General features: G+C 72.3%; 15 protein-coding genes. 10 read left to right on the plus strand and 5 right to left on the minus strand.

What is annotated here, in order from left to right; all coding sequences use genetic code 11:
- Positions 1-42: 42 nt before the first annotated feature.
- Complete coding sequence (locus tag OG689_RS26850) at positions 43-1,032, plus strand: bifunctional riboflavin kinase/FAD synthetase (RefSeq protein ID WP_266323431.1); 990 nt, start codon at positions 43-45, stop codon at positions 1,030-1,032.
- Positions 1,033-1,138: 106 nt separating this feature from the next.
- On the opposite strand, the gene OG689_RS26855 is transcribed toward OG689_RS26850, so the two are convergent.
- From OG689_RS26855 to eccE, 3 genes are all read right to left on the minus strand, one after another.
- Positions 1,139-3,541, minus strand: a complete 2,403-nt coding sequence (locus tag OG689_RS26855; RefSeq protein ID WP_266323432.1) for a MinD/ParA family protein — start codon at positions 3,539-3,541, stop codon at positions 1,139-1,141.
- 162 nt (positions 3,542-3,703) lie between these two features.
- Complete coding sequence (locus OG689_RS26860; protein WP_266323433.1) at positions 3,704-4,474, minus strand: hypothetical protein; 771 nt, start codon at positions 4,472-4,474, stop codon at positions 3,704-3,706.
- Positions 4,474-5,853, minus strand: coding sequence for a type VII secretion protein EccE (eccE, locus tag OG689_RS26865; protein ID WP_266323434.1), 1,380 nt, complete (start codon positions 5,851-5,853; stop codon positions 4,474-4,476). Before eccE ends, OG689_RS26860 begins: the two co-directional genes overlap by 1 nt.
- 217 nt (positions 5,854-6,070) lie before the next feature.
- Here eccE and OG689_RS26870 point away from each other — a divergent pair, with 217 nt between their 5' ends.
- From OG689_RS26870 to OG689_RS26895, 6 genes are all read left to right on the plus strand, one after another.
- Positions 6,071-7,729 carry a type VII secretion protein EccB gene (locus OG689_RS26870; RefSeq protein WP_266323435.1) on the plus strand — a complete coding sequence of 553 codons (1,659 nt, stop codon included), beginning with the start codon at positions 6,071-6,073 and terminating at the stop codon, positions 7,727-7,729.
- A 180-nt stretch (positions 7,730-7,909) separates the two neighbouring features.
- Positions 7,910-8,218 (plus strand): WXG100 family type VII secretion target, encoded by a 309-nt coding sequence (locus OG689_RS26875; RefSeq protein WP_190213632.1) that lies wholly within the window; start codon positions 7,910-7,912, stop codon positions 8,216-8,218.
- 79 nt (positions 8,219-8,297) lie between these two features.
- Entirely contained in the window at positions 8,298-8,588 is a 291-nt protein-coding gene (locus tag OG689_RS26880; RefSeq protein WP_266323436.1) for a WXG100 family type VII secretion target, read from the plus strand.
- 187 nt (positions 8,589-8,775) lie between these two features.
- Positions 8,776-9,996 (plus strand): type VII secretion-associated serine protease mycosin, encoded by a 1,221-nt coding sequence (gene mycP / locus OG689_RS26885; RefSeq protein WP_266323437.1) that lies wholly within the window; start codon positions 8,776-8,778, stop codon positions 9,994-9,996.
- 116 nt (positions 9,997-10,112) lie between these two features.
- The gene (locus OG689_RS26890; RefSeq protein WP_266323438.1) at positions 10,113-10,658 is read left to right on the plus strand and encodes a SigE family RNA polymerase sigma factor; all 546 of its coding nucleotides are present in this window, start codon (positions 10,113-10,115) and stop codon (positions 10,656-10,658) included.
- Positions 10,659-10,725: 67 nt separating this feature from the next.
- On the plus strand, positions 10,726-12,048 hold the full coding sequence (locus tag OG689_RS26895) for a hypothetical protein (protein WP_266323439.1): 1,323 nt from the start codon (positions 10,726-10,728) through the stop codon (positions 12,046-12,048).
- A 149-nt stretch (positions 12,049-12,197) separates the two neighbouring features.
- On the opposite strand, the gene OG689_RS26900 is transcribed toward OG689_RS26895, so the two are convergent.
- Both OG689_RS26900 and eccCa read right to left on the minus strand, forming a co-directional pair.
- Positions 12,198-13,610: an APC family permease gene (locus tag OG689_RS26900; protein ID WP_266323440.1), complete on the minus strand. Its 1,413-nt coding sequence runs from the start codon at positions 13,608-13,610 to the stop codon at positions 12,198-12,200.
- Between the two features lie 485 nt (positions 13,611-14,095).
- On the minus strand, positions 14,096-18,043 hold the full coding sequence (gene eccCa / locus OG689_RS26905; protein WP_266323441.1) for a type VII secretion protein EccCa: 3,948 nt from the start codon (positions 18,041-18,043) through the stop codon (positions 14,096-14,098).
- Between the two features lie 508 nt (positions 18,044-18,551).
- On the opposite strand from eccCa, the gene eccD reads away from it, so the two are divergent.
- The 3 genes from eccD (at position 18,552) to OG689_RS26920 (ending at position 23,161) form a co-directional block, all read left to right on the plus strand.
- Positions 18,552-20,012, plus strand: coding sequence for a type VII secretion integral membrane protein EccD (eccD, locus tag OG689_RS26910; protein ID WP_266323442.1), 1,461 nt, complete (start codon positions 18,552-18,554; stop codon positions 20,010-20,012).
- Positions 20,013-20,222: 210 nt separating this feature from the next.
- Positions 20,223-20,513: a 30S ribosomal protein S15 gene (gene rpsO, locus OG689_RS26915; protein ID WP_073926540.1), complete on the plus strand. Its 291-nt coding sequence runs from the start codon at positions 20,223-20,225 to the stop codon at positions 20,511-20,513.
- 440 nt (positions 20,514-20,953) lie between these two features.
- The gene (locus OG689_RS26920; protein WP_266323444.1) at positions 20,954-23,161 is read left to right on the plus strand and encodes a polyribonucleotide nucleotidyltransferase; all 2,208 of its coding nucleotides are present in this window, start codon (positions 20,954-20,956) and stop codon (positions 23,159-23,161) included.
- Positions 23,162-23,243: the final 82 nt, after the last annotated feature.

Here is a 23,243-nt window from a genome sequence, read left to right on the forward strand (position 1 = left end):
CGTACAGAAGGTACGCGTCGTACGGAACAAGGAGCGGTCAGGGTGCAGCGCTGGCGTGGCCTGGAGGAGATCCCCGGCGACTGGGGACGCAGCGTCGTCACCATCGGCTCGTTCGACGGAGTGCACCGCGGGCATCAACTGATCATCAACCGGGCGGTGGAGCGGGCCCGTGAGCTGGGCGCCAAGGCGGTCGTGGTGACCTTCGACCCGCACCCCAGCGAGGTCGTCCGGCCCGGCAGCCACCCGCCGCTGCTCGCCCCGCAGCCGCGCCGCGCGGAGCTGATCGCCGAGCTGGGGGTGGACGCGGTGCTGGTGCTGCCGTTCACCTTCGAGCTGTCGCAGGAGTCCCCGGAGACCTTCGTCCAGCAGGTGCTGGTGGACGCGCTGCACGCGCGGACGGTCATCGAGGGCCCCAACTTCCGGTTCGGGCACAAGGCCGCGGGCAACGTCGAACTGCTCGCCAAGCTCGGCCGGGGCGCGGACTTCGACGTCGAGGTGGTGGACCTCCAGGTGTGCGGCGAGGCCGGCGGCGGCGAGCCGTTCTCCTCGACCCTCACCCGGCGGCTGGTCGCCACCGGGGACCTGGCAGGGGCCAACGAGGTGCTCGGCCGGCCGCACCGGGTCGAGGGCGTGGTGGTGCGCGGCGCGCAGCGCGGCCGCGAGCTGGGCTACCCGACCGCCAACGTGGAGACCGTGCCGCACAGCGCGATCCCGGCCGACGGCGTCTACGCGGGCTGGCTGACCGCCCCGACCGACGGCCCGTTGCTGCCCGGCGGCGGTCCTGGCGAGCGGATGCCGGCCGCCATCTCGGTCGGCACCAACCCGACCTTCGACGGCACCACCCGCACGGTGGAGGCGTACGCCATCGACCGGGTCGGCCTGGACCTGTACGGGATGCACGTCGCCGTCGACTTCCTGGCGTACCTGCGCGGCATGGAGAAGTTCGACTCGATCGACGCGCTGCTGGTGCGGATGGCCGACGACGTCGAGCGGGCCCGGGTCCTCACCGGGGCCGGCCCGGCGGTCGGCTGACGGCCGACTGACGGTCCGCCGCCGCCTGTGCGGCGGCGGACGTGAAAGACCCGCCGGCCCGAGGCCGGCGGGTCTTCGCGTTGGTGCGGCGGGTGCGAGGGCGCCGCTACCCCTGCTGCGGCGGCTGGCCCTGCGGCGGGTAGCCGTAGCCGCCCTGCGGGGGCTGTTGCTGCTGCTGGGCCCACTCCTGCGGCAGCTGCTGCTGCTGCCCGCCCGGGGCGGCCTGCTGCGGCGGGTAGCCGTACCCGGGGGGCGGCGGCGGGGCCTGTCCCGGCTGCGGGGCCCAGGGGGCGCCGGGTGCGGGCTGGCCGGGCTGGTGCTGCGGGTGGCCGCCCTGGCCGCCCTCGGGCCCGCCGGCGGGCGGGTACTGCTGCTGGGCCCACTCGCCGGGCTGGGCCTGCTGCTGCGGGTACGGCTGTCCCGGGTACGGCTGTGCGGCGGCCTGCTGCCAGCCGCCCGCCTGCTGACCGGCGGCCTGCTGGGCCCGGATGATGTCCTCGCCGACCAGGGTGGCCAGCTCGAAGTAGGCCTCCCGGACCTTGGGGCGCATCATGTCGAGGTTGACCTCGGCGCCGGCGGCCAGACTCTCGTCGAAGGGCACCACCACGACACCGCGGCAGCGGGTCTGGAAGTGCGCGACGATGTCCTCGACCTTGATCATCTTGCTGGTCTCGCGCACCCCGGAGACCACCGTGATGGAGCGCTGGACCAGGTCCGCGTACCCGTGCGCGGAGAGCCAGTCCAGCGTGGTGGAGGCGCTGCTGGCGCCGTCCACGCTGGGCGTGGAGACGATGATCAGCTGGTCGGCGAGGTCCAGCACCCCGCGCATCGCGCTGTAGAGCAGCCCGGTGCCCGAGTCGGTCAGGATGATCGGGTACTGCCGGCCCAGCACGTCGATGACCTGGCGGTAGTCCGAGTCGTTGAACGTGGTCGAGACGGCCGGGTCGACGTCGTTCGCCAGGATCTCCAGGCCCGAGTGCAGGTCCTGCGAGGTGAACTGGCGGATGTCCATGTAGCTGCGCAGGTGCGGGATGGCCGTCACCAGGTCGCGGATGGTCGCACCGGTCTGCCGCTTGACCCGGCGCCCGAGGGTGCCGGCGTCCGGGTTGGCGTCGATCGCGATCACCTTGTCCTGGCGCTCGCTGGCCAGGGTGGCCCCGAGCGAGGTGGTGGTCGTGGTCTTGCCGACGCCGCCCTTGAGGCTGATCACCGCGATCCGGTAGCAGCTCATCACCGGGGTGCGGATGACCTCCAGCTTGCGGGCCCGGTCGGCCGCCGCCGCCTTGCCGCCGAACTGGAAGCGCGACTGCTGGCGCTGCTGCTTCGGCTGGCTGCGCAGCAGGCGGTCCGAGGACAGCTCGACGGCGGCGGTGTAGCCGAGCGGCGCGCCGTGCGCGGTCTGCTGCGGGGGTCCGGCCTGCTGGAAAGCGGCCGGCGCCTGCGGGACACCGCCCTGCTGCGGCCAGCCGGGCTGACCGCCCTGCTGGGGCTGCTGCGGCGGCTGGTAGGCGTTCGGCTGCGGCCAGCCGCCCTGGCGCGGGTCGACCGGCGGGCCGGGCGCGGGCTGCTGCTGCGGGGTCTGCTGCTGCGGCGGCTGGGCCTGCTGGGGGGCCTGCGGGGGGTACGGCTGCTGCGGCGCCTGCGGCGGGTAGCCGTAGCCGCCCTGCTGCTGCGCCTGCTGCTGGGCCCACTGCGCGGCCTGCTGGTCCTGGCCGGGGTACTGCTGCTGCGGCGGCTGGGCCTGCTGGGGGGCCTGCTGGGGGTACGGCTGCTGCGGTGCCTGCGGCGGGTAGGGCTGCTGGGCCTGCGGCGGGTACTGCTGCTGCTGCGGCGGGGCTTGCTGCTGGACCTGCTGGGGGTACGGCTGCTGCTGCGCCTGCGGCGGGTACGGCTGCGGGGCCTGCTGCTGGGCCGGCGCGGCCTGGTACTGCTGGGCCTCGGGCCCCACCGCCCACGGCGGCTGCTGCTCCGGCGCGGGGGCAGGGGCGGCGACCTGCTGCTCCGGCACCGGCGGCGCGGCCTGGACGGCGGCCTCCGCCGGGGCGGGCGCGGGCGGCACCGCGGCGACCGGCGGCTGCTCGGCGGCCTGCGGCTGTACGGGGACGGGGGCCGGTACGGGCGCGGGCGCCGTCACGACGGGCTCGGGCACCGGAGCGGGGCCGGGCGCCGGCGCGGCTTCGACCACCGGCGCCACGGGAGCGGCCGGCGCGGGAGCGACCGGGGCCGGCACCGGAGCGGGCGCGGCGACCTCGACCGGCACCGCGGCGACCGGGGCCGGTCCGGCCTGGGCCGGTGCGGCCTGGGCCGGTGCGGCCTGGGCCGGTGCGCCCTGGACCGGTGCGCCCTGGGCGGGAACGGCCGGCGCCTCGGGAGCCTGGGCGCCCACCGGCCCGGCCGGCTCGCTCTGGGTGTACCAGGACGGGGGAGTGTAGTCGGGCGCGTCGGACCAGTCGTCGTCGTCCTCCGCCGCGTTGTCGCCGACGTAGACGCCGTCCCGATCGCTGCTCACTTGGGCTCCCTCGTGTTCGCCGCCGCTGTTCGCGGTGCCGTTGCGCATCAAGATTAGGACGTGAATCGGCCCGCGCTGAAGGCGGTGTCTCATCTTGTCCGGGGAACGCCCTCCACCGGGTGACTCCCGGGGCTCCGGCCCGCGTCGCCCTCCCCGCCCCGGTCAGTCCATCCGGCGCGGGGCGCCCAGCACCTGGGTCTCGGCCTGGCCGGCGACGGTCCGGACGTACTGACGCCGCATCCGGGTCGCCCAGAGCGTGATGTCCTCGCCCAGCGTGGGCAGCGAGGCCACGTCCTGGTCACCGAGCGACAGCACCCGGCCGACCAGCTCGGCCTCCTGGGGGGAGATCCGCTGCAGGCCGACCAGGTCGGCGGCGTTCAGCACCCGGGCGGCGTTCGGCCCGAGGTACGGCAGCAGGGTCAGGGTGGTCTGCCAGGGCGCGGCCGACAGCCGGCTGCGCGGCGGACGGGCGCCGAGGTCCCGGACCACCAGGACCGGCGAGGCCACCGAGGCGCCCTGCGGCCCGAGCCGGCCCACCTGGTGCACGGTCACGCACGGCTGGCCGCCGCCCGCGGCCTGCGCCATCGGGGCCCACAGCTGCGGTCGGGCGGTCTCGACGGCGATCCGGGCGCCGGTGGCGGCCGCCCGCAGCGCGATGATCTGGGCCGTCCAGACCCCGCCGACCAGCACCAGGTCGTAGGCGGTGGGCCGGAACAGGCCGAGTACGGCGGGCTGCTGCTGCGGGTCCACGCCGATCACCACGCCGTCGTCGCCGACCGGGAAGGCCATCGCGCCGAGGTCCTCGGGGTTGAGGACGTGCTTCTCCCGCTTGGGCCCGCGCAGGCCGAAGCCGGGCAGGATCCGGGGCCGGGCCCGGGTCTGCTCGGTGCCCGGCGCCGGGGCGGGAGCGGTGGGGTAGGTCTGGTACGCCATCAGGAAGTCCCTCCCAGGGGCAGCGTGGCGAGCAGGCCGGGGGCCTGCTCCAGGTCGAGCCGGTTCAGGCCGAGGCCGGCGCTCTGGGCGCGGGCCTCCACCAGCCGCCCGACCTGGGCGACCTCGCTCTCGCTGCGCCCGGTCACCCGGACGTGCCCGCTGATCGCCACCGAGCCGCCGGTGCCGCGGCCGGCCGTCAGGCTGAAGGTGCTGGCCAGCGCGGGCGTCCCGGTGACCAGGTTGACCAGGTCGGGGGCCGCGATCCGGCCGGGCGCCCCGCCCGGGCGGCTGAGCTGCGGCCACTTCGAGATCCAGTAGGTGCTGTGCCAGCGGTCGTCGATCCGCCAGAACTTGGCGCTCTCCTGGGTGCGTCGGGCGTTCGCGCCGCCGCCGCCGGTGCCCTGACGGCCCGCCACGGCGATCGGGTTGGCGCAGGTGGAGATGGCCAGCGCGGCGATCAGCTCGCGCTCGTCCAGTGCGGTCGCGGTGAAGCCGGCGCCGTTGAGCCGCCCGGCCAGCTGGTCGGTGACGCGCTGCAGGGCCTTGCGGGCGCCCTCCTCGCCGCCGCCGCGGGCGAGGACGGCCGTGGAGGCCTGCTCCGGGTTGAGCTTGAGGGCGACCCAGGTGAGCCGCAGGCCGGGGGTGGCGATGCCGTCCGGCAGCTGCTGGTAGGCGCGGGCGGCGAGCGACTGGTCGGGCAGGTGCGGGGCCGGCGCGGGCTGGGTGTGCTGGACCAGCTGCACCGACTCCAGGGCGATGTCGTCCACCTGGAGGGCCGAGCAGATGACGTCCAGCGGCAGCGGGAGCGCGGTGCGCACCGGGCGCAGCGGCTGGTCCTTCGCCTGGACGAGCAGGATCGAGCTGAGGAAGGTGCCGTCGCCCACCATGCCGGTCTCCCGGCGTACGGGCCGGCCGCCGAAGTCGGCCTCGGTGGCGTGGGTGCAGGTGCGCAGGGCCGGTTCGAGTTCCAGGGCCGGCGCCAGCGCCGGGTCGGTGCCGGCCGGCGGGATGTTCTCCGCGGCCTTCTTCCGACGGGCCTTCAGCGCGGAACGGACCCGCAGTGCCTCCGGGATGGTGCGCCCGCGCAGCGGGGTCAGGGCGACCACCACGAGCGCGGCGGAGACCACCGCGAACGCGCCGGCGGCGGCCTTGCCGATCGTCCAGCCGACGGCGACCAGCGCCACCGCGACCTCGATCAGCACGAGTTGCTGCAGCCTCAGTCGGCTGCCGAGCAGTCCGGGCCGCGGGTGGACTCGGACCGGAACCGCCGAGGCCGGGGTGCCCGGCGCGGCCTGCGCGGGGCGGCCGCGCCGGCTCGCGCGGCTCCCGTCCCGGCTCTGCGATGTACTGCGTCGCCCTGGAGCGGTCTGGCTTGGCATCCCCCGAATGACCCTCTCTGATCAGATATCGCGGCCCGGTTGGCTGGTTCGCGAACCGTACCCGTACCGTACTCACCGTCTGCTGCCGCATCGTAGAGGGTTTGCTGTGGCCCTCGCCCGGCGGGTGGCAGACTCGCGGACGGTCCGGCCGCCGGACACCGCGCCATGACTGCAGGTCACACAGCAGATGTCGGTCATACAGGGGAGACGACGAGCAATGGCATCACGCCGGGACGAGCTGAACGCCTACACCTTCGCCCGCAAGCGCACGGTCGGGGCCTTCCTGCTGCCGGGTGGCGGCGGCAACGACGAGGACGCCCCGCGGCCGGTCAAGGCGGTCCTGCCCAGCGTCATCGTCGGGACGCTGATCGTGGGCGGTTTCGGCCTCTGGGGGGCCTTCAAGCCCAGTGCGCCGCTGAACTGGGACAGCACCAAGAACATCATCCAGGGCAAGACGTCGTACACCCGGTACGTGGTGCTGCTCGACGACGACAAGAAGACCAAGCGGCTGCACCAGGTGCTGAACATGTCCTCGGCCCGGCTGGTGGTGCCGGCGGACGCCAAGGTGGTGGTGGTCGCGGACAAGGTGCTCGACGCCTACCCCAACCACGGTGCGACCATCGGCATCCCGTACGCGCCGGACAAGCTGCCGACCAAGGCGGTGGCCGGCCAGCCGATGAAGTGGTCGGTGTGCAACAAGCCCGGCCCCGACGACAAGCGCGAGACGGTCAACCAGGCCGTGTTCGTCGCGGGCGGCGCGGACGCCAAGGACCTGGAGGCCAAGAACAAGGTTCTGGACACCGACCAGTCGCTGCTCGTCCAGGAGGTGGACGAGGCGCAGGTCAACGGCCAGCAGGGCGCCCCGACCACCCAGAGCGAGCTGGAGCTCTACCTGGTCGACTCGCAGGGTCGCAAGCACGCGATCGGCGGCACCCAGACCTCCGACCAGGAGAAGAAGGCGCTGGTCACCGCGATCTTCGGGGAGAGCGCCGTCCCGCAGCGGGTGAAGAAGGACTGGCTGGCCACGCTGCAGCGCGGGGTGGCGATCAGCTTCCCGCAGGTGCCCGGGATGAACCCGGCGGTGAAGACGGCCAATTCCAAGGTCGCGCTGCACAACGTCGAGGACCGGAAGATCGGCCGGCTGGTCAAGTACGGCGAGAAGTACTACGTCGTCGGCGAGAGCGAGCTGTTCCCGATCACGCAGTTCCAGAGCATGCTGCTGCTGCGCAACCCGGCCCTGCAGTACCTGTACAACCAGGACAAGGACACCCACCCGAGGATCGACGAGCTGACCCCGGAGGAGCAGTCGAACTTCGGCCAGGGCCTGTTGACGGACAACAAGCTGAAGCTGCCCGACGACTGGCCGGCCAAGGCCGGCGAGCCGGTGAACAACTGGACCGCCGCCAAGGACCGCAAGGAGGTCGTCTGCAGCACCTTCGAGGGTGTCGCGGAGGACGGCAAGACGCCCAGGCGCAGTGTCTGGGTCGGCACGGAGTACCCCGGGAAGTACACGGGCATCACCGCCTCGGCCCGGGTGACGGCCGGGTTCGGCCTGTTCTACCGGGCGCTGGACAACGAGGCGGGCGGCTCCGGCAGCAGCTACCTGATCACCGAGACCGGGCTGCGCTACGCGGTGCAGGCCAACGGTGACGGCGGCCGCAAGAAGGCGGCCACCCCGCAGCCGGGGCAGTCGTCCCCGCCGGCGGCCGCCGACCAGCAGCCCGCGCAGCAGGGCCAGCCGGAGGCCGGCAACGCGCAGGCCAGGCTGGGCTACAACGAGCTCCAGCCCGCGCTGGTGCCGCGGGAGTGGTCCGACCTGGTGCCCAGCGGCCCCGCGCTCAGCGAGGAGGCGGCGTCCCAGGAGCAGGATTCCTGACATTCGCTCAGGTAACAGGCCTGGCACCACTGTCATGGTCTGGTAACTTCCGGGATCCCGGTGTTGGGCCTCGCGCTGACGCCTACTAAAGTGCTGGGAGGCACCGCACGGGTGGTGCCTGCGGGTGGGCCTTGTCAGGACACCCGGACACAATGTCTGTCTCATGGGGGACGGTAGATCATGGCTGGTCAGTTCAGGACGACCGCTGAAGAGATGGATGCTTTCGCCAAGCACATGGGCGAGGTCAGCGACCAGGTGCAGGGCGAGCTGAAGAAGCTCGACGGCATCGTGTCGCAGATCGCCTCGGGCTGGCAGGGCCAGGCCGCGACGGCCTACCAGAACCTTCAGAACCGCTTCAACGAGGACGCGAAGGGGCTGAACGAGGCGCTGCGCGCGATCCAGAACGCGATCGAGCTCACCACCAAGGCCTACGCCGCCACCGAGGCCGCGCAGCAGTCCGCGCTCGGCCAGGTCGCCGGCCAGATCTGATCCGGTCGCCGCGAGGCAACCGCGTCACTCGTTCCTCGGTCCTCACGGGGACCGAAATCGATCTCGACAGGGAGACAGCATGTCCGGGCAGATTCTCGTCAATTTCGCCACCATCTCGGGCGCCGGCGCCGAGGTCCGGGCCACCGCGGCCCGTATCCAGTCCCAGCTCGACGAGCTGAAGGCCGGTGTCACCAAGATCGCCGCTTCCTGGGAGGGCGCGGCCCAGCAGGGCTACCAGGCCCACCAGAAGAAGTGGGACGACAAGGCCGCCGACCTGCAGCAGGTCCTCAGCCAGATCGGCTCCTCTCTCGACCAGGCGGCGTCCAGCTACCAGGACACCGAGAAGAAGAACCAGCAGATCTGGAGCTGATCAGACTCACTCCGTGAGGGGTGAGCTCAACTCCGCTGTACGGGGCGGGCGTCCGAGAGGGCGCCCGCCCCTCGCGCGCACGGGAGCCGCGCCGTCCGGCCCGGCCGGACCGCTCCCGATCACGACCACGGGTGGACATATGAGGGGTGGCACGGTGTCGGTGGGTACGTACCGGAAGGCAGCCGCGTTGGCGGCTTCGCTCGTGGTGGCCGGCAGTCTCGCCGCGACCCCCGCGTACGCCGCGCCGGGTGACCCGGGCACGACCTGGTCGCCCATCGGGATCTCCGCCGCCGGTGACTGCCCCAGCCCCGCGAAGGACGTCCCGGTCACCCCGTGGTCCCTGCAGCGGGTGCTGCTCGACCAGCTCTGGCAGGACGACAAGGTGACCGGCGCCGGGGTGCTCGTCGCCGTGATCGACACCGGGGTGGACGACGTCAACCCGCAGCTGGCGGGCAAGGTCACCAGCGGCGGTTCGCCGCTGAGGGACAAGGACAAGAACCCGGTGCCCGGCGACGGCAAGACCGACCTGGTCGGGCACGGCACCAAGGTGGCCGGCATCATCGCCGCCGCCAAGCGGGACGCCACCGGATTCGTCGGGCTCGCCAAGGGTGCCAACATCCTGTCCTTCCGGCAGAACGACAACGAGGGCAACGGCGACGTCGGCACCCTGGTCGAATCGATCCGGTCGGCGGTCGACCAGAACGCCCGCGTCATCAACATCTCCCAGGACGTCCGCAGCAGCGACGACAGCGGCCGGTTCCCGGGCTACGACGCGCTGAAGGCCGCCGTCGAGTACGCGGAGTCCAAGAAGGTCGTGGTGGTGGCCTCCTCCGGCAACGACGGCCGCGAGGGCCCGACCTACCCGGCGGCCTACCCGACCGTGCTGGCGGTCGGCGCCTCCGACCGCAACAACGAGCGCGCGTCCTTCTCCCAGTACGGGGATTTCGTGGACGTCGCGGCCCCGGGCGTCGACATGCTCTCCACCGTCCCCAAGCAGGGCCAGTGCGTGGACAACGGCACCAGCTTCGCCGCCCCCTACGTGGCGGGCGTGGCGGCCCTGCTGGTGGGCGCGCACCCCGACTGGACGCCCGCGCAGGTCCGGGCCCGGATCGAGCAGACCGCCCAGCGCACCGAGCACGCGCAGAACCGGTTCATCGGCTGGGGCGTGGTCGACCCGGTGAAGGCGGTCACGAGCACCGCGCCGGCCGCCGACGCGGCGGTGCCCGACAAGCCCCGCGCGCTGTCGGCCGGGGGAGTCGTCCCGATGCCGGTCGGCCTCGCCGAGACCCAGGCGGACCGGGACGCCCGGACCGCCACCTACGTCCTGGGCATCGGCGCCCTGCTGGTCGCCCTGCTCGGGGGCGGCGCGGTCGTGGTGCGGGACCACCGCAGGCGCGCGCGGGCCTGATCCGCCGGGCCCGACGTGTCGGGCTCCGAAGGGCCGGCCGGTGTAACGTCCGGGCCCGCCCACCGCATCTAACCAGTAGTCAGGGAGAACGAGCGGGCGGCAACGGGGGTTGGCGGATGGGCCGGGCCAGTACAGCGAGGGACACCAAGGACGGGGAGTTCCTGGAGCTCGTCTCCGGCCGGGCGGGGCACCTCTACCGATCGGCCTGTCTGCTCACCAGCGGTGACACCCACCTCGCCGAGGATCTCGTCCAGGAGACCCTGGGCCGGATGTACGTCCTCTGGCGCCGGTCCGCCTGGCGGTCCGGCCGGTCCGCCGGGATCGAGAACCCGGGGGCGTACGCGCACACGGTCATGGTGCGCACCTTCCTCGCCCAGCAGCGCCGCCGCTCCAGCACCGAGCGCCCCACCGGGGACGTTCCCGAGCCCGCGGGCCACGAGTCCGACAGCACCCTGCGCCTGACCCTGCTCGACGCGCTGGGCCGGATGCCGGCCCGGGACCGGGCGGTGCTGGTGCTCCGCTACTGGGAGGACCGCAGCGTCGAGGAGACGGCCGAGGTGATGCGCTCCAGCGCCGGAGCGGTCCGCACCCGTAGCAGCCGGGCACTGGCCCGGCTGCGGACGCTGCTCGGCGATTCGCTCGCGGAGCTGGCCGCCCGCTGACCAGGCCGCCCGCCGGCCGCCCGCTCGACGACCCCACCTTCTGCGACCACGGAAACGGTGATCAAGCATGTCCGCAGACGACAAGTTCGAGGACGACCTAGTCTTTGCCATCTCCCGCACGGGTGACGCCTTCGAGGCCGACCGGACCCCGCTGCTGGCGGGGGGCCTGCAACGCGGGCGCCGCCGCTGGCGCCGCCGCTCGGCGGCCGCGATCGCCGGCGGCGCCACGGCGCTGGCGATCATCGCCACCGGCGGGGTGTACCTGGCCGGGGCCGGCGGCCCGCGCGGCGACGGCGGGCGGGCGGTGACCGTGGCGGCGGCGGACGCCTCCGGGGCCGCGTCGTCCGGTGCCGCCTCGCCGGACGCGACCGTCTCCGCGGCCGCCGCCGGAACGTCCGCGGTGACCGGCAGGCAGATGATCGACCTGCTGAAGGCCCTGCTGCCGCCGGGCTCGGTGCGGGTGGCCGCCGGCCAAGACAGCGGGGGCACCGGGAACCGGCCGCCCGCCGCGCCTTCCGCGAGCGTGATCTTCGACGACGGCCACGGCAGTGCCGCGATCGAGATCGGCGTCCGGCGGCTGGCGCCGGGTGACGAGTCGCTTCTGGACCAGGTCACCTGCCCGGACCCGAAGTTCCGGCCGACCGGTGCCGTCTGCAGCAGCACGCAGCGTGCGGACGGCTCCACGCTGATGGTGCTGCAGGGGTACGAGTACCCGGACCGCCGGGTCGACACCTTGGCCTGGTCCGCCACGCTGGCCGGCAAGGACGGCCGGCTGGTCCAGCTGCAGGAGTGGAACGCGGCGCAGGAGAAGGATTCGCCGGTCACCCGCCCGACCCCGCCGCTGACCCCGGAGCAGCTCGGCGCGCTGGTCACGGACAAGTCCTGGGACAGGGTGGTGGAGGCCCTGCCGACGCCCAAGCCGCAGCCGAGGAACACCGGCAAGGAGTACTCCGCCGAGGAGATCCTGGCGATCACCGCCGGGCTGTTGCCCGCCGGGCTCACCGAGTCCGAGACCGGTGGCCAGCCGGGCTACGCCAACTTCGTGCTGAACGACGGCAAGGGCAAGAGCATGGTGGAGCTCAACGTCCAGGACTGGAGCCGGGAGCTCAAGGAGCACCAGCAGGGGACGGCGAAGAACGGCGACGTGGTCGAGCAGGTCTTCGCCAAGGCGACGACACTACCGGACGGCACCAAGGTCGTCCTGGCGAAGGGGGCCGACAAGGCCGCCGTGTGGACGGTCAACAGCCTGCGCCCCGACGGCATGCGGGTGGTGATCGGCGCGTACACGAGCGGTGGCCCTCAGCAGCCCTCGGTCCGCAGCGCGCCGGTGCTGACCGAGGCCCAGCTGGAGGCGATCGCCACCAGCCCGCTGTGGGTGGTCAAGAAGTAGCCGTCCCCGTCGTGGCCGGCCCGGGGGTGGCCCGGCCGCGTGACCCGTGACGGCCGTCCGGCCCCGGTGCATCGCGCACCGGGGCCGGACGTGTCGGTGCCCCGGACTCGGCGGAAGTCCGGGGCACCGACGTACGGGGGCCGCGAGGGTCAGACCTGCTCGTCCTCGGGCAGGGTGATCACCCAGCGGGTGTCCTGCCGGGGGCGCAGGTAGAACAGCCAGTAGAGGGTGGCGACGGCGGTGATGCCGCCGGTCCAGACCAGCGCGGGTACGGACTGCAGGTACAGCACGTAGGCCAGGAAGACGATCAGCAGCACGGGGAGCACCGGCCACAGCGGCTGGCGCCAGGCGGGGACGTCCTTGTGCTTGGCGCCGCGCGAGAGCAGGGCGCCGACGGCGACCAGCAGGTACATCGCGGTGACGGCGACGCCGGTGATCTCGCTGAGCAGGCCGCTGGTCACGAAGCACAGGGCCGCGCCGGGCAGGCCGACCGCCAGGGTGGCGATCCAGGGGGCGTTGAAGCGGTTCAGGGTGGAGAAGGCCCGGTTGACCGGCTCGGGCCAGGCCTTGTCGCGGGCCGAGGCGAACAGCACCCGGGAGTTCTGGATCACCATCACGATGCCGGCGTTGATGATGGCCAGCGCGATGCAGAGGCTGATGAAGGTGCCGACCGCGGAGTTGCTCCAGCCCGCGACCATGCCGGAGACGTCGCCGCCGGTCAGGGTGGCGAGGTCGGGGGCGCCGAGGGTGAGGGCGACGACCGGGACGAGGATCACCGCGACCGAGATGCCGAGTGTCCAGAACACGGTGCGGGCGACGTTGCGGCGCGGGTTCTCCAGCTCCTCGGAGAGGTAGATCGCGGTGCTGAAGCCCTGGGTGACGAAGAGGCCGATGCCCATCGCGGTGAGGATGGCGGTCAGGCCGACGGTGCTGCTGCCGCCACCGTCGGTCGCCACCACACCGTGGAAGAGGCTGCCCACGCCGCGCTGGCTGTTGCTGAAGCCGAGGAACGCCACCACGGCGGCCGCGATGACCTCCAGCACCAGGAAGATACCGGTGATCCAGGCGTTGGCCCGGAGGTCCAGCAGGCCGGCCACGGTCGCGGCGAGCATCACGCCGACGCCGGCCAGCGCCGGGTCGACGTGGACGATCGGCGCCAGGTAGTCGGCCGTTCCGAGCGCGATGATCGAGGGGACGACCATCACCACGATGAGCGACTGGATGAACACCAGCCAGCCGGCGAAGCGGCCCGCCAGGGTGCCGACGATGGCGTACTCGCCGCCGGCGCTGGGGACGAGCGTGCCCAGCTCGGAGTAGCAGAAGGCGACCGCCACGCAGATGACCGCGACGATCGCGATGGTCAGCGCGGTGGCCGTGCCGAGGCCGTTGAAGAGGTCCGGCACCAGGACGAAGAGCGAGGAGGCCGGCGTGACGCAGGAGAGCGTCAGCAGAGTGCCGCCCACCACGCCGATCGAGCGGCTGAGCTTCCTCGGGGCACCGGCGGCGTCGTCGGAGGCCGTGTCGGGTGCTACGGGGAGTGGCGGGCGAAGCGTGTCGGTCATGGGGCTTCCGATCGGCTCTGTGCGGTCCTGGGGAGGGGAGCGGTATCGCCTCCGCTGACTGGGTCTCGTGGGGTGTTGGTCCTGTCGCTCCCGAGGCGCAATGGAACCTTGTGCGTATTGATTGCGTCAACGGCCGATCAGCTTCGGAATCCGTTGCCAAAAGCCGCTCAAACCCCTGATCTCATGATCACCTTCCGTAATTGTCAACTATGTCCGACTTATCAGTTTCCTCGAATCCGAGATGAATCAAAGGTGAACGGAGCGCTACTCACTCGGATCGAAGGCTGCTTGGCCTGTTGAAGGTTGGACACCCAGGCAGGCTTCGGGGCCCCGGGCCGGGCCCGCAGGAGTGCGGGAACCGCAGCGCGGGCCCGGAAGAAACTCCATAACGTTTCGGCCCGTGGACACCGCAGGGCCGGACTCCCCGAGGAGTCCGGCCCTGGTGGTCACTACGGGTCACCGAACGGTGGGCCCGAACCGATGGATCACACCGACGGCAGCCACCCCGTCTGGACCATCTGCCCGCTGGCGATCCGGCGCGAGACGAACATGCCGCGGCCCGGCGGCAGCTGCTGCGGCTTGACGGTGCCGAGCAGCGCGCCCTCGTCCTTGTTGCCGGACAGGATGATGCCCTGGCCGCCCAGCTCCTTCATCCGCTGCATCACCGGCTCGTACATCGAGCGGCTGGCGCCACCCGCGCTGCGGGCGATGATCACGCGCAGGCCGATGTCCCGGGCGAACGGCAGGAACTCGGCCAGCGGCGCCATCGGGTTGCCCGACTGGGTCGCCACCAGCTCGTAGTCGTCCACGATCACGAACATGTCCTTGCCGCTGTACCAGCTGCGGTTGCGCAGCTGCTCGGCGGTCACGTCCGGGCCGGGCAGGCGCCGCGAGCAGGCGCCGCGCAGCATCTCGACGATGCTGGTCATCGCGGGCGCCGCCGCCGCGTACTCCACCAGGTACTCCGGCGGGACGGTGCCCAGCAGCGCGCGGCGGAAGTCGCCGACCACGATGCCGGCCTGGTCCGAGGTGTACCGCTCGGTGATCTGCTTGATCAGCATCCGCAGCAGCGCGGACTTGCCCGACTCGGTGTCGCCGAACACCATGAACAGCGGGTCGGTCTCGAAGTTGACGAAGGCCGGAGCGAGTTCCAGCTCGTCGACGCCGAAGGCGACGCCGCGCTCCGGGTGCTCGAAGCCCTTGGGCAGCGCGTTCCCGTCCAGCACCGTCGGCAGCATCCGGACCTGCGGCGCGCGTGGGCCGGTCCAGGCGGCGGCGACGGCCCGCACCAGGCCGTTCACACCGTCCAGCAGGTCCGCCGCGGAGGACGAGCCGTCCAGTCGCGGCAGGCCGGCCAGGAAGTGCAGCTTGCCCGCGGTGATACCGCGACCGGGCTGACCGGCGGGGACGTTCTGGGCGACCTTGCGGTCCACCTCGGACTCCATCGCGTCACCGAGGCGGAGCTCGGTGCGGTTCTGCAGCAGGTCCTTCAGGGCCGGGCGGACCTCGGCGTAGCGGGCGGCGGTGACCACCAGGTGGACGCCGTAGCCGAGACCGCGCTGCGCGATGTCGCCGACGATCGGCTCCAGCAGCTCGAACTCCTGCTTGAAGGTGAGCCAGCCGTCGATGACCAGGAAGACGTCGCCGAACTGCTCGTCCGGCAGCTGGCCGGCCGCCCGCCGGGTGCGGTAGGTGCCGATCGAGTCGATACCGGTCGCGCGGAACAGCTCCTCGCGCCGGTTGAGGACCCCGTGCACCTCGCTGACCATGCGCCGGACCTTCTCGGCGTCCAGCCGGCCGGCGACCCCGCCGACGTGCGGCAGGTCCTGCAGGCCCTGGAAGCCGCCGCCGCCGAAGTCCAGCAGGTAGAACTGCGTCTCGACCGGTGTGTGGGTGACGGCGAAGCCGGCCACCATGGTGCGGACCAGGGTGGACTTGCCGGACAGCGGACCGCCGACGATCAGACCGTGACCGGCCGCGCCGGAGTAGTCCTGGTAGAGCACGTCGCGGCGCTGGTCGCGCGGCTTGTCGACGATGCCGACCGGCACCACCAGGCGGCCCAGCGCGCCGAACTCGGGCGAGGTGAGGCCGCGTTCGGGCGTCGCCTGGAGCGGCGGGACGAGCTGGTCCGTGCTGGGCGACTCGTCCAGCGGCGGCAGCCACACCTGGTGCGCGGCCGGGCCCTGGCCCTGCATCCGCTGCACGAACACGTCGAGCACGGTGTCGACCAGAGCGTCGTCGATCTCCTCGACCTCCGGCTCGATCTCCTGCACGACCGGCTCGACCACCGGCACCTCGGCGGCGGTGAACAGCACCGGCCGCGCGGTGACCACCCGGCCGCTGACCCGCTGCTGCCCGGGGGCGCGGTACGGGCCGGAGACGTACGCGGCCTTGAACCGGTCCATCACGTCGGTGCCGAACTTCAGGTAGCCGACACCGGGCACCGGCGGCAGGTGGTACGCGTCGGGGACGCCGATCGCGGCGCGCGACTCGGCGGCCGAGAAGGTCCGCAGACCGATCCGGTACGAGAGGTAGGTGTCCAGACCGCGGAGCTTGCCCTCCTCCAGACGCTGCGAGGCGAGCAGCAGGTGCACACCCAGGGATCGGCCGATTCGGCCGATCTGGATGAACATCTCGATGAAGTCCGGCTTGGCGGTGAGGAGTTCGGAGAACTCGTCGATGATCAGGACGAGCGAGGGCAGCGGGTCGAGCGCGGCGCCGGCGGCCCGGGCCCGCTCGTACTCGTTGAGGTTGGCGTAGTTGCCGGCCGACCGCAGCAGCTCCTGCCGGCGGTTCATCTCGCCCTCGATCGCGTCACGCATACGGTCGACGAGGGTGAGCTCGCCCTCCAGGTTGGTGATCACGGCCGAGGTGTGCGGCATGTCCGCCATGCCGGCGAAGGTCGCACCACCCTTGAAGTCGGCGAGGACGAAGTTGAGGATCTCCGAGGAGTGCGTCATCGCCAGCGCCAGCACCAGGGTGCGCAGCAGCTCGGACTTGCCGGAACCGGTCGCGCCGACGCACAGGCCGTGCGGGCCCATGCCCTCCAGCGCGGCCTCCTTGATGTCCAGGTGGACCAGCTCGCCGTTGGCGCCGACGCCGATCGGCACCCGCAGCCGCTCGTGGCTGGGGCGCGGACGCCAGGTGCGGGACACGTCGAAGGAGCCCGGGTCGCCGGAGCCCATCAGGTCGGTGAAGTCCAGGTTGGACAGCAGCGGCTCGTCGTCGCCGCCGGCCGAGATCCGGTACGGCGCCAGCTGGCGGGCCAGTGCCTCGGACTGCCAGGAGGAGAGCACGTCCGGCTGGCCGGTGTACGAGGCACCGGAGGCGGACTGCAGCAGCAGCTCGTCCGGCGTGACGGTGACGACCAGGTGGCCGGTGGGCTCGTCCAGGTCACCGGGGACGACCTCGATGATGGTGACGCCGTGCACGCCCTCGGCGCTCGCCAGCAGCGAGTCGTGCGGCACGGCGGCACCGTCCATGACCACGATGATGTGCGGCTGGTCCGGGCTGGGGGCGGCGTCCCGGGTGAACCGCTGGCGGCCCGACAGTTCGTTCTCCAGCAGCTGCTCCAGCTCGCCGAGACCGCCGGCGATCAGGCGGCGCGAGCCGGCCCCGTCGTTCTCCTTGCGGTGCTGGGTGTGCGGCAGCCACTTGGTCCACTCCCACTCGTCGACCGCGCCCGGGGCGGCGGCGACCGCCACCATCAGGTCCTCCGGCGAATGCAGGGTGGTCAGCTGGGCGATCATCGCCCGGACGTTGCCGTACACGGTGTCCGGGTCGCCGCACACCGTGATGTGGTAGAACGCCCGCAGCGAGACGGCCAACGGCAGGTCCTGCAGGGTCCCGTGGGACTTCAGGAAGGTGTGCATCGCGGCGGCCGCGAGCGGCTCCAGCTCCTCCATCGGAGCGGTCTGCGGCGCGACCAGCGGCGTCGACAGCTGCTGCGGCCCGCGGCCCAGCCGGATCTGCGCGAAGTCGGGATCGCTCGGCCGGCGCTCCCACAGCCGCCGGCCCTCGGCCACGATCGACCACAGCTGGTCGGGCTCCGGGTGCAGGAACAGCTGCGCGCCGCGCTGCCGGTCGGCCGTCCGGCGGACCTGACGGCGCATCTGCTGCAGGTACTTCAGGTAGTCCCGGCGCTCGTCCGCGGTGCCGGAGTTGCCGCCCTTGCGGGAGCGGATGATCTGCGCGACCGCCATTCCGACGGTCGAGGCGATCATCAGCCCGCCCATGATCTTCATCGGGCCCTGTGCGCCGGGCGAGAAGAAGAAGGCCGCCGAACCGCCCATGCCGAGCAGCGGCAGCATGTTCATCATCCAGTCCTCGCCGCCCATCCTGGGCAGCTCGGGCGGAGTAACCAGCTCCACCGGCGCGTCCGGCACCGCGGGCGGATACGCCCTCGCCGGACGTTTGACGGTCACAACGCTCACAACAGCATCAGCCCTCACGCAAATGGATACGTACGGGTGAGGACGCCCCGTGTGATGACGCCGCCCCCGCTCCGCCGACCGCAGGCAGCACGGAGGGGCGCTTCCCACCCCCGTCGCCTTGCGCAGGGGCCGATCCTACTGGTCGCCCACGGACACCCCGCCGCCGGGCGGGCCCCGGGCGCCGGAGCGGCCGCGGCATGCGCGCGAACCGCGAAGGATTCGTGTGCCCCGGTGGGACGAACCGCGCCGGTTCGGCGTGAACGCCCGTCCCCCGCAACGGCGGCGGCCCGCCACGGCCGCCCGGCGCCCGGGGCCCGCCGGAGCGGGCCGCCCGGAGCGGGCAGGGCCCCCGGACGACGGGCGCGGGGCGGGCGGTAGGGTAACGCCGCGCCAACTCTCGGCCGGATCGTGTCAGTTCCGCCGGTCCGAGGCCGGCGCGACACGGGAAGCTGACCGAAGCCCGCACGGGCGGCAGTCAACGAGGCACAGTCAACGAGGGGGAGCGCTGGTGAGCGCCAACGCAACGACCGGGTTCTGCCGGGTCACCGTTGTGGCACCGGACAGCCGGATCGACGTCGCACTGCCGGAGGACGTCCCGCTCGCGGACGTCTATCCCGAGGTGCTGAGGCTGTCCGGGCAGACCCAGCCGGACGGCGCCCCGACCGGGTTCCACCTGGTACGCCGCGACGGCACCGTGCTCGACAGCGGCCTGCCGCTGGCCGCCCAGCAGGTCCGCGACGGCGACCTGCTGAGCCTGCGTCCGTTCGCCGAGTCGCTGCCGCCGGCCGTCTACGACGACGTGGCCGACGCGATCGCCACCGCCGTCGAGGCCGACCGCCGGTTCTGGAGCCCCGAGCTGATGCGGGCCTTCGGCCTGATCGGCGCCGGCGTGCTGCTCGCCCTGCTCGGCTTCGCGCTCTGGTTCTCCGACCTGCGGCACGACATGCACGGCCTGGCCGGGATCCTCTCCGGCGTGACCGCCGTGGTGCTGACCTCCTTCGCCGCCGTCCGCGCCCGGGTCTACCAGGACCACGACGCGGCCCTGGCGCTCGGCCTCGGCGCGCTGCCGCACGCCCTGATCGGCGGCAGCGGCATCATCGCCGTCGCCACCCTCGGCGACGGACCGGGCCGGCTGCAGTTCCTGACCGGCTGCGTGGCCGTGCTGGTGGTGTCCGTCCTGCTGGTCGGCCTGCTGCCGGAGAAGGACTCGATCTTCGTCGCCTCCGCCTTCCTGGCGGCCGCCGGCACCTTCGCCACCTTCGCCGCCGTGCTGCTGCCGGACACCCCGGCCAGCCACATCGCGGCCGTCACCGGCGTCGCCGCGGTCGCGGTGATCGGCTTCCTGCCCGGCCTGTCGGCCCGCTTCGCCCGGCTGCCCGTCGGCTTCAGCGCCCCCGGCCAGGCCCGGACCCGCAGCCGCGACTACGACGAGGAGAGCTCGCGCGCCGAGAGCGTCCAGTACGAGCGGATCGCGCAGCAGGCCCGCCGCGGCCACGAGGTGCTGGTCGGCCTGGTCGGCGGCTGCGCCGCGGTGATCGTCGGTGCCTGCACCGTGCTGGGCTTCACCGATGCGCTCTTCCCGCAGCTGCTCGCCCTGACCATCGGCATCTCGACCATGCTGCGGGCGCGGCTGTTCCGCTACACCGCGCAGGTCTTCAGCCTCACCATCGCCGGCCTGCTGGGCCTGTCGCTGCTGATCCTGGGCCTGTCGCTGCACACCCCGCTGTTCCTGCTGAAGGTCCACCCCGGCAGCACCTCGGCGGACCTGCGGACCATCTGGCTGGGCGCCTCGATCGCGTTCGGCGCGGCCGTGCTGACCGCGATCGCGCTGGTCGTCCCGCGGCTGGGGGTCTCGCCGTTCTGGGGCCGCATCCTCGACCTGGTCGACAGCCTGACCCTGATGGCGCTCGTCCCGCTGACGCTGGCCGTGCTCGACATCTACAACCTGGTGCGCGGCGCCACCGGCTGACCGCCGCCGCCCCGCAGGCCCGTCCGGTGCCCGCCGCCGACCCCGTCCGGGGACCGGTGGCGGGCACTGGTACGCTTGGCCATTGAGCGCAGCCGTGCGCCCCGGCCCGAGGCCGGGCGGACCGCGGCGGCGCCCGAAGTACGACACCGAGTCCTTTCCAGATCCTGTGCCGTAGACCAGGATCGCTCGGATCACCTTGAAGGAGTTGCTGTGGCTCTCGACGCCGCTGTCAAGAAGCAGATCTTCGCCGAGTTCGGCCAGAAGGAGGGCGACACCGGCTCCCCCGAGGTCCAGGTCGCCATGCTCTCGCGCCGTATCTCGGACCTGACCGAGCACCTCAAGCTGCACAAGCACGACCACCACTCGCGTCGTGGCCTGCTGATCCTCGTCGGTCAGCGCCGTCGCCTGCTGCAGTACCTGGCCAAGAAGGACATCGAGCGCTTCCGTACGCTCGTCGACCGTCTGGGCATCCGTCGCGGTGCCGCCGGCGGCGCCCGCTAAGACCGCCGCTCGGGGCGGCTCCCCACACCGGGGAGCCGCCCCTCGCGCGTATGCCGCCCGCGGTGGGCGGCACATAACAACTCGCGTCCACCTCCCCGGGTGGCCGAGGATTGCACCGTAGGGTTGTGGGCATGCCGGGTGATGGCGCAAACGGAGCGCCGCCCGGGCACCAGCCCGAACCCCACGCGGGACGAAGGCTTCAAACGGAAGCCGCCCGCATCCAGGAGAGCGTCCAGCCGCGACCGCCGACCAGGCCTGGCAGCCGAGAGTCGCCGGTCCTCGGTAGTGGCCGCCGGAAGCCCCGCAGATCGAGCGGGGCGCCCCGGAGGCTTCGATCGAAGACCGGCCCGACCGCCAGCCCTTCCAGAAGGGCCCAGGGCCACCGGCAGGCAAGCGCAGGGACGCTCTCCGGGAGACGTACGAAAGAGGAGATCTTCCAGGTGGAAGAGAACGTGTTCTACGCCGAGGCCGTTATCGACAACGGTTCCTTCGGCACCCGTACCATCCGCTTCGAGACCGGCCGTCTGGCCCGTCAGGCCGCCGGCTCCGCCGTGGCCTACCTCGACGACGACACCATGGTGCTGTCGGCCACCAGCGCGTCCAAGCAGCCGAAGGAGCACTTCGACTTCTTCCCGCTGACCGTGGACGTCGAGGAGCGGATGTACGCCGCGGGCCGGATCCCCGGTTCGTTCTTCCGTCGTGAGGGCCGGCCGTCCGAGGACGCCATCCTCACCTGCCGTCTGATCGACCGCCCGCTGCGCCCGTCCTTCGTCAAGGGCCTGCGCAACGAGATCCAGGTCGTCGTCACCGTGATGGCGCTCAACCCGGACCACCTGTACGACGTGGTGGCCATCAACGCCGCCTCGGCGTCCACCCAGCTGGCGGGCCTGCCGTTCTCCGGCCCGATCGGTGGCGTCCGCGTCGCGCTGATCAAGGGCCAGTGGGTGGCCTTCCCGACCCACAGCGAGCTCGAGGACGCCGTCTTCGACATGGTCGTGGCCGGCCGCACGCTGCCGGACGGCGACGTCGCGATCATGATGGTCGAGGCCGAGGCCACCGACAAGACGATCAAGCTCGTCGAGGGCGGCGCCGACGCGCCGACCGAGGACGTGGTCGCCGCCGGTCTGGACGCCGCGAAGCCGTTCATCAAGATCCTCTGCGCCGCGCAGTCCCAGCTGGCCGCCCAGGCCGCCAAGCCCACCGGCGAGTTCCCGGTCTTCCTGGACTACCAGGACGACGTGTTCGCGGCCCTGACCAACGCGGTCAAGGACGAGCTGGCCCAGGCGCTGACCATCGCCGGCAAGCAGGAGCGCAACAACGAGCTGGACCGCGTCAAGGCGATCGCCGCCGAGAAGCTCCTGCCGGAGTTCGAGGGCCGCGAGAAGGAGATCAGCGCCGCGTACAACGCGCTGACCAAGAAGGTCGTGCGCGAGCGCGTCATCAAGGACAAGGTCCGCATCGACGGCCGCGGCGTCACGGACATCCGTACGCTGGCCGCCGAGGTCGAGGCCATCCCCCGCGTGCACGGCTCGGCCCTGTTCGAGCGTGGCGAGACCCAGATCCTGGGCGTCACCACCCTCAACATGCTCCGCATGGAGCAGCAGCTCGACACGCTCTCCCCGGAGACGCGTCGCCGCTACATGCACAACTACAACTTCCCGCCGTACTCGGTCGGCGAGACCGGCCGCGTGGGCTCGCCCAAGCGCCGCGAGATCGGCCACGGCGCGCTGGCGGAGCGGGCGATCATCCCCGTGCTGCCGACCCGCGAGGAGTTCCCCTACGCGATCCGCCAGGTCTCCGAGGCGCTGAGCTCCAACGGCTCCACCTCGATGGGCTCGGTCTGCGCCTCCACCATGTCGCTGCTGAACGCCGGTGTGCCGCTGAAGGCCGCCGTCGCCGGTATCGCCATGGGCCTCATCTCGCAGGAGATCGACGGTGAGACGCACTACGTCGCGCTGACCGACATCCTGGGTGCCGAGGACGCGTACGGCGACATGGACTTCAAGGTCGCCGGTACCCGCAACTTCATCACCGCCCTCCAGCTGGACACCAAGCTGAACGGCATCCCGGCCTCCGTCCTCGCGGCTGCGCTCAAGCAGGCCAAGGACGCCCGTCTGCACATCCTCGATGTGATGAACGAGGCCATCGACGCGCCCGACGAGATGTCGCCGAACGCGCCGCGCATCATCACCATCAAGATCCCGGTGGACAAGATCGGTGAGGTCATCGGCCCGAAGGGCAAGATGATCAACCAGATCCAGGAGGACACCGGCGCGGACATCACCATCGAGGACGACGGCACCATCTACATCGGTGCCATCGACGGTCCCTCGGCGGAGGCTGCCCGTACGACGATCAACCAGATCGCCAACCCGACCATGCCGGAGGTCGGCGAGCGCTACCTGGGCACCGTGGTGAAGACCACGACGTTCGGCGCGTTCGTTTCGCTCATGCCGGGCAAGGACGGCCTGCTGCACATCTCGCAGATCCGCAAGCTCGCCGGTGGCAAGCGCGTGGAGAACGTCGAGGACGTGCTGGCCGTCGGCGCCAAGGTCCAGGTCGAGATCGCCGAGATCGACCCGCGCGGCAAGCTGTCGCTGATCCCGGTCGTCGAGGGCGAAGAGGGCGGCGAGGCAGCGTCGGAGTGACGCGCCCCTAGCTCACCGCGGCCCGCACACTCCCACCCGGAGCGTGCGGGCCGCACCCTGTTGTCATTGCATTGCTTGAGAG

The sequence above is a fragment of the Kitasatospora sp. NBC_00240 genome (assembly GCF_026342405.1).
GTDB lineage: Bacteria > Actinomycetota > Actinomycetes > Streptomycetales > Streptomycetaceae > Kitasatospora.